This is a genomic window from Sphingobacterium shayense, from assembly GCF_013179575.1.
Taxonomy (GTDB): domain Bacteria; phylum Bacteroidota; class Bacteroidia; order Sphingobacteriales; family Sphingobacteriaceae; genus Sphingobacterium; species Sphingobacterium shayense.
The window spans coordinates 1-2,736 of record NZ_JABMCQ010000276.1 but is presented as its reverse complement, the minus strand read 5'-3'; the positions used below and the strand labels follow the sequence as shown (position 1 = coordinate 2,736).

Here is a 2,736-nt window from a genome sequence, read left to right as displayed (position 1 = left end):
AACCACGCTCTATGCAACCCTTAAACACCTGAATAAGGAGACAACAAATATTCTGACGATTGAAGATCCTATTGAATACACACTGGAAGGAATTAATCAGGTGCAGCTCCGCGAAAATATAGGACTTACCTTTGGTGCCGCGCTGCGGACGTTTTTGCGGCAGGATCCGGATATTATTATGGTGGGGGAGATCCGAGATCCAGATACGGCAAATATGGCTATTCGTGCTGCATTGACGGGACATCTCGTGCTATCCACAATACATACGAACTCGGCTTGGGGAACCATTTCAAGATTGATTGACATGGGTATTCCGGGTTTTCTGATCGCCAATACCCTGAATACCACCGTTGCGCAGCGGTTGGTACGGCTCCTATGTCCGCATTGTAAGACGACAAAAAAAATGGATCCCACGCTGTATCCGAAGCAATTTAAACCTTTTTTTGAGGTACAAGAGCATGCTGTAGCGGCCGGATGTAATCAATGTTATTTTACGGGTTTTAAGGGACGTAAAGCGGTCTACGAAATTATTCCGCTGGACCGCGAACTGGCAGATGAAATAAAAAAAGAAAATATGCAGGTAGATGACTTGTTGAAAGAGCGGGAGATTAAAACCTTGGGCGAGAACGCCTTCGGACTGTTTGCCAAAAAACTGACTACGATCGAAGAGATATATCCCTTGCTTTTTAATTATTAATAATGAACTGGAAAAAACTTATTATACTTACCTATTTTATGTGTGTTGGTGTGTTGGCATCTTTCGCGCAGCAGAGTGCCGAGGAACAGTTCCAGCAGGTGGAGCAGCGGCTCAGAGCATTGTCGGTAACAGTTCCGGGGCTTAACGAAAAAGTGAAGCTGTCAGTTTCGGGGGTTTCTATTCAGGAATTTGTCCGTGCTCTGGCAGAGTCCAATGGCTTGAACATTAACGTAGAGCCTGAACTGCAAATGTCAATCGTTAATAATTTTCAGAACGAAACCGCCCTTAACGTATTGCTGTTTTTAAGTAAGAATTATCAGCTTGATGTGCAAGTAGTCGGATCCATCATGTCGATAACCCAGATGCGCGGTATAGAGCCTGTAGTTCCTCCAAAGCAGATCAAAGTGACTTTTGACGCCACAGATAACAGCCTGGCCTACGAACTGGAGGGCGATAATTTAGCTGACGTTGCCCAGGCAATTTCGAGCGTATCGGGGAGAAATGTAGTAATTCCTGTTAATCTCCAGCAGCAGACAGTGAGCGGATTTATTGCTGCTGCCCCGTTCGAGGTGGCGCTGGAAAAACTAGCTTTTACTAATAATCTGCGTTATAACCGCACGCGAGATGGCGTCTACGTATTCGAAGGGCTAATACCCGGGGAAGAGCTGTTCATCAACCAACAGAAGGAAACGGCCGTTCGCTATCGAAGCAACATTGCCCAGCAGGGTGGTGGAGTAGAGGCGATGCAGGGCGTAACGACGGGAACACCCGGTGTATTTACCGTGTACGGAGAGCAGCAGCAAGAAGGTAAACGTTTTACCATACAGGCGGAAAACACACCTATAGCCGACCTTATCAAGCGGGCAGCACAGGATGCCGAAGTAAACTATTTTATTTATTCCACAATCCAGGGACAGGTAAGTGCTAATGTCAGGGACGTTTCTTTTGAAGATTTCCTGGTATCCATTTTCCGTACAACTCCATATACCTTTCGTAAGGAAAACGGGATGTACATGATCGGTGACCGGAAGATGGAAGGCCTGCGGGATAGCCGCATCATACAGTTGCAGAACAGGTCCTTGGACACTGTACTCGCTATGATTCCAACCGACTGGAGACGCGACGTAGAAATTAAAGAATTTAAGGAACAAAATATGCTTTTGCTGTCCGGATCTTCGCCGCAGATACGCGAAATTGAAGAGTATGTAAAGCGGATCGATAAACTGGTTCCCATGGTGCTGATCGAAGTGACGATATTGGATATCCAACAAGGGAATACGGTGAAAACCGGTATTACAGCGGGGATCGCGGATTCGACTACGACAATGGGAGGTAAGATATTGGGTGAGGGAATAGATTTTACGTTTGGTTCAGGCGGAATCAATCGATTTCTTTCACAGATCGGCAGGAATAATTCTTTTAACCTAGGACGGGTGTCGCCTAACTTTTATGTGACGCTGAAAGCGTTGGAAGAAAATCAGAATGTCAACATGCGGTCGGTGCCTAAATTATCAACGCTAAATGGACATAACGCGTCATTAAGCATCGGGAGTAAAAGGTATTACCGTACGGAAACGCAGAATGTAATTCCTTCCTTGACATCTCAGTCAATTGTCACTGAGCAGTATACGCCAGTAGAAGCGAATATGGCAATCGACATTCGGCCCGTTGTCTCTGGTGATGACCAAATTACGCTCGATATCAAAGTTGATATTACAGATTTCGTAGGAGGTACTTCGCCGAACGAACCACCGCCCACATCGACGAGTAAATTTGAGTCCATAGTCCGTGCGCGCAATGAAGATATGATCGTTCTTGGAGGAATAGAACGGATGGAGGACAGTAATAATGGGAGCGGCGTACCGGTTTTATCACGGATACCGATTTTACGGTGGCTATTCAGCAGTCGTGAGAAAACAACGCGCAAGGTGGTATCCGTTGTTTTTATTAAATCGACAATTATCTATTAAGAGGCATGTGGGATAAAGTTGAGCAGTGGTATTCAGTTAAGGAAGCTATTGGCATTAGTTGCCTTATCG

At 45.7% G+C, this 2,736-nt stretch carries 2 protein-coding genes; both read left to right on the top strand.

Annotation, left to right across the window (positions count from 1 at the left end; all coding sequences use genetic code 11):
- On the top strand, positions 1–697 hold a 697-nt coding region (locus tag HP439_RS18590; RefSeq protein ID WP_172391825.1), incomplete at its 5' end, for a GspE/PulE family protein.
- 2 nt (positions 698–699) lie between these two features.
- On the top strand, positions 700–2,667 hold the full coding sequence (locus HP439_RS18585; RefSeq protein ID WP_216657905.1) for a type II secretion system protein GspD: 1,968 nt from the start codon (positions 700–702) through the stop codon (positions 2,665–2,667).
- Positions 2,668–2,736: the final 69 nt, after the last annotated feature.